Annotated in this window: 4 protein-coding genes; all 4 read right to left on the bottom strand. The window is 61.8% G+C overall.

Features of this window, described 5'->3' with window-relative positions; translation table 11 throughout:
* Positions 1–719, bottom strand: a 719-nt coding sequence (locus AC1D1P_RS15170; RefSeq protein ID WP_477673554.1) for a DMT family transporter, incomplete at its 3' end; no start/stop codon positions are given.
* Between the two features lie 220 nt (positions 720–939).
* Positions 940–2,766 (bottom strand): translational GTPase TypA, encoded by a 1,827-nt coding sequence (gene typA / locus AC1D1P_RS15165; protein WP_477673553.1) that lies wholly within the window; start codon positions 2,764–2,766, stop codon positions 940–942.
* Positions 2,767–2,800: 34 nt separating this feature from the next.
* Positions 2,801–3,856: a tRNA pseudouridine(55) synthase TruB gene (truB, locus tag AC1D1P_RS15160; RefSeq protein WP_477671650.1), complete on the bottom strand. Its 1,056-nt coding sequence runs from the start codon at positions 3,854–3,856 to the stop codon at positions 2,801–2,803.
* A gap of 90 nt (positions 3,857–3,946) precedes the next feature.
* Positions 3,947–4,315, bottom strand: a complete 369-nt coding sequence (rbfA, locus tag AC1D1P_RS15155) for a 30S ribosome-binding factor RbfA (protein WP_457282766.1) — start codon at positions 4,313–4,315, stop codon at positions 3,947–3,949.
* Positions 4,316–4,468: the final 153 nt, after the last annotated feature.

Below are 4,468 nucleotides of genomic sequence, written 5' to 3'. Positions count from 1 at the left end.
TCCGGCGCCTTGAGAACGCCGGCACACATCACCGACAGCACGCACGGGATGGCCAACTGAACCAGACCCAGCAAGGCCAGCAGGCCGACGTCATGTGGCGTGGCGGAAAACGGGAACGACAAGGGCAAGGTGGCCAACGTTGAGATCACCGCCCCCACCAGCACGGCAGGCACCAGGTCGATGTTCTTGCCGTGGGCACGGCTGTGCTGCACCACGGTCCAGTTGCTGGCGCTCGCCAGCGGCACCATCAAGGCGACCAGCGTTCCGCCCAGGTGACTGGAAAGGTCCATCTGCCCGCCGTACATCCAGGCAATACCGGCACCCGCCATGGCAATCGCCAGCCAGGTGCGGCCCGGAATACGGTGGCCGATAAACGCGCGCGCCAGCAAAGCCGTGATGAAAGGGCTGACCGCCATCGTCACCAGCACATTGGCCACCGTGGTGAGCGTCAGCGCCACCATGAAAGCCGTGAACATCACGCTCCAGCAGAAACCGGAAATCCAGAGCGCCGAGCCACCGTTGCGGATTTTGGTGAACACCGCCCTGCCCTGCCACAGCGGCAAGATCACCAGCAAAGAGACCACCGTGAAAAAGCTGCGCCAGAACGTGACCTCAAAACTGCGTGCCGACTCCAGGTGACGCGTGACCACACCCGCAATCGACCACATCAGGGTCACGAAAATCATCAGGACGACAGCTTTGGAATGCGTGAGTTTCATAGGCGTGCAATCAATTCAGGCTGTTATACGAATATAAAAAGTCAAAAAGGCCGCTGGAGCTTGCACACACAGCGGCCTGATTTCAAGCGATTCACCCCGCTGCCCGGCGAGTCCCTGTCTCATACCAGCAGGGGCCGCGGAACCGGCTTTGCCGGGCCGCAGGCGCAACGGCCCCCTCGGGGGGCAGCGCATTACACGAAGTGAAAAGCGTGGGGGCTCTTCAAGACCTGCCTGCGCGCTTGCGATCGCTCTCTTTGAGGTGGCGCTTGCGCAGGCGGACGGACTTGGGCGTGATTTCAACCAGCTCGTCGTCCTCGATGAACTCGACCCCGTATTCGAGCGTGAGCTCGATAGGCGGCGTGATCTTGATCGCGTCTTCCTTGCCGCTGACGCGGAAGTTGGTCAGCTGCTTGGTACGCGTGGCGTTAACGACGAGGTCGTTGTCGCGGCTGTGGATGCCGACGATCATGCCTTCATACACCGGGTCATTGGCGCGCACAAACATGCGGCCGCGGTCGTCCAGCTTGCCCAGGGCGTAGGTGAAGATTTCACCGTCGTCCATGGAGATCAGCACGCCGTTTTTACGGCCGCCGATTTCGCCCTTGTGCGCTTCGTAGCTGTCGAAGATGTTGGAAATCAGGCCGGAACCACGGGTCAAGTTCAGGAACTCGTTGGTAAAGCCGATCAGGCCACGCGCCGGGATGCGGTACTCAAGGCGCACGCGGCCACGGCCGTCCGGCTCCATGTTCACCAGCTCGCCCTTGCGCTCGCCCAGCGCCTGCATCACGCCGCCCTGGTGCTGGTCTTCGATGTCGGCGGTGACCAGCTCGATAGGCTCGTGCTTTTCACCGTTGACTTCCTTCATCACGACACGCGGCTTGGACACGGCCATTTCGAAACCTTCGCGGCGCATGTTTTCCAGCAGGATGGTCAGGTGCAACTCGCCCCGGCCCATGACTTCAAAGATACCTTCTTCGTCGGTTTCGCTGACGCGCAGGGCCACGTTGTGCTGCAGTTCCTTTTGCAGGCGGTCCCAGATCTGGCGGCTGGTGACGTACTTGCMTTCGCGGCCGGCCAGCGGGCTGGTGTTGACGCAGAAGTTCATGGTCAGGGTCGGTTCATCAACCTTGAGCATGGGCAGCGGCGCGGGGTTGGTCGGGTCCGTGATCGTCACGCCGATACCGATGTCGGTAATGCCGTTGATCAGCACGATTTCGCCCGGGCCGGCTTCTGTGGCCTGCACGCGTTCGAGGCCCTGGAAGGTCAGCACCTGGTTGACGCGGCCTTTGACGGCCTTGCCGTCCGGGCCTTCCATGACCACCACGTCCATCATGGGCCTGATCGTGCCCTGGCTGATGCGGCCGACGCCGATGCGGCCGACGAAGGTCGAAAAGTCGAGAGCGGAAATCTGCAGCTGCAGCGGCGCGGCAGGGTCGCCCTTTTGCGCAGGCACATGCTTCAGGATGGTGTTGAAGAGCGCCGACATGTCGGGGCCCCACTGCTCGTTCGGCGGGCCTTCTTCGAGCGAGGACCATCCGTTGATGCCGGAGGCGTACACCACCGGGAAATCGAGCTGCTCGTCGGTGGCGCCCAGCTTGTCGAACAGGTCGAAAGCGGCGTTGATGACCTTGTCGGGATTGGCGCCCGGTTTGTCGACCTTGTTGACCACCACGATAGGCTTGAGGCCCAGGGCCAGGGCCTTCTTGGTCACAAAACGCGTCTGGGGCATGGGGCCTTCCTGCGCATCGATCAGCAGCACCACACCGTCGACCATGGACAGCGCGCGCTCCACTTCACCGCCGAAGTCGGCGTGGCCCGGGGTGTCGACGATGTTGATGTGCGTGCCTTCCCAGGTCACGGCGCAGTTCTTGGCCAGGATGGTGATGCCGCGTTCTTTTTCGATGGCGTTGTTGTCCATCACGGTGTCGACCACTTTTTCGTGCTCGGCAAAGGTGCCGGACTGACGCAGCAGCTGGTCAACCATGGTGGTTTTGCCATGGTCAACGTGGGCGATGATGGCGATATTGCGGATTTGGTTATGGCTCATGGTTGGCTTTCAGGAAGACTCGAAACGGTACGGGTTAATGTTGGAAAGAAGAAGCCGCAACGCCTGTGGGCGCGGCAGCGAAATCGGGTGCGGAACGTTCGGCCGGCACGGTGGCCTTGGAGGCGGCTTGCAAAATGTCCTGTATTTCAATCGGGCTCAGCAAACGCTGCGGAATCAATTCGTCGGCCGTGACATGGGCCGAGCCCAGGAACGCCGGCGGCTCGGTGCCATAGACCTGCACCAGCGGCGCATCGGCGCCCCACTGCCCGGGTTCACCCCGGCGGCGCAAACCACTTAAAAACCGCCCTGCATTGTCGGCGTCCAATGTGACAGACGGGTACGCCGACACCAGCGACTGCGCCGGCAGCAGGCAGGCTTCGCGCTCGGGCTCGGTCATGGCTTCCAGGGCCGGCAAGGTCACGCACTGCTGCGCCGTGTAGCCGCCGGTCTCCAGCCGCCTGAGCGATCCGAGATGCGCACCGCAGCCAATGGCTTCGCCAATGTCTTCACCGAGCGTGCGGATATAGGTACCCTTGCTGCAGGTCACTATGATTTTGATAGCGGCTTGCGCACGGCTGTCCTGGGCCACAGCCATAGTCAGTTTGAAAATCGTGATGTGGCGGGCTTCCCGCTCCACCTCTTGCCCCTTGCGGGCGTATTCGTACAACGCCTTACCGTCTTTTTTGAGTGCCGAGTACATGGGCGGAACCTGTGCCTGCGGGCCGGTGAAACGGTCCGTCAGCGACTCCAGCAAGGCTGGTGTGATCTCGGGCACGGGCCGGGTTTCAATCACGTCGCCTTCGGCATCGGCCGTGGTGGTTTTCTGGCCCAGCAGCAGCACCGCTTCATATGTCTTGTCGGCGTCGAGCTGGATCTGGCTGAACTTGGTGGCCGCGCCAAAGCACAACGGCAATACGCCGGTGGCCAGCGGATCAAGCGTTCCGGTGTGGCCGGCCTTGTCGGCGCGCAGCAGCCATTTGGCCTTCTGCAAGGCCTGATTGCTCGACAGGCCCAGCGGCTTGTCGAGCAGCAGCACGCCATGCACGGGACGTCGCTGGATTTTCTGGCGATGAGAAGAGGTTTGCGTCATAAATTCCGACAGGCTCAACGCCCGGGCTGGCCCGGGCGCGTCGTTGGCACCGTTGTCCCTGAACCTGTCATCAAGGGGAACGGCGCGAACTCAGTCGTCTTGGGCGCGGGAAGAAACCGCCTTGGCAATCAAGGCGTTCATGTCGGCCGCACGTTCGGTCGTGCGGTCGAAGTGGAAATGCAGCGTCGGCACGGTGTGCGTCATCAACCGCTTGAACAGGCCGTTGCGCAGGAAACCGGCGGCCTGGTTGAGCGCTTCTTCGCACTCTTTCGGGTCGCCGACAAGCACACTGAAAAACACCTTGGCATGCGCATAGTCGGCCGTCACCTCGACGGCCTGCACGGTCACCATCCCGACCCGCGGGTCTTTGAGTTCGCGCGCGATCAGCTCCGTCAGATCGCGCTGGATCTGATCGGCGACGCGAAAACCGCGATTCGGGGTGGATGATTTTTTACGCATGTCAAAAAATGGTGGGGTCTGCGGAAAGGCTGGCAGCCAGGGGCTGCCGGCCAGCCGGAATCAGACTTCCAGTGTCCGCGCCACTTCCCTGATTTCAAAGAACTCCAGGATGTCGCCAACCTGGATGTCGTTGTAGTTCTTGATGTTCAAGCC

It is taken from the genome of Polaromonas sp. P1_E1_2 (assembly GCF_056406035.1).
Note: the sequence above shows the minus strand (reverse complement) of the source record. Positions and strands in the feature narration are given on the sequence as shown.